The 349-nt window shown below is 50.4% G+C and carries 1 protein-coding gene; it reads right to left on the reverse strand.

The features are described from left to right. Window positions 1-349 (reverse strand): tRNA nucleotidyltransferase/poly(A) polymerase-related protein (locus J0695_RS46435; RefSeq protein WP_206970003.1); only part of this gene is annotated, 349 nt, incomplete at both ends.

Genomic DNA, 349 nt, shown 5'->3' on the forward strand with positions numbered 1-349 from the left:
GTCTCTTCCCCCGCCTCATACATCGAGACGGCATCCCATTTTTGATCGATCCGTTCAGCCGTATGGAGCGCCTGTCTGATGACTTTCCCCGGAAGCTTCCACCCTTTTAAAAACCGGTGCGCTTCAGCGGGATTGATCGATATCATGTGAATGAAAGCCGCCCATATATCGGCACTTTTTTGAAGTTGATAAAAAGGAAAAGCTCGGGCAGCCAGAACGCGCTCCTTTTTGCCGTCCAGCCCCGGAAGCTCCTTGTAAAGCCCTGTTTCAGCCGCTGCTTCCAGAGCCCTGCCTGCTGCTTTTCCTTTTAAAAGTTTTTCGAATTCAACCGTTTTCCGCTCTGTAGAAA

The organism is Streptomyces beijiangensis, assembly GCF_017315755.1.
Taxonomy (GTDB): Bacteria; Actinomycetota; Actinomycetes; order Streptomycetales; family Streptomycetaceae; genus Streptomyces; species Streptomyces beijiangensis.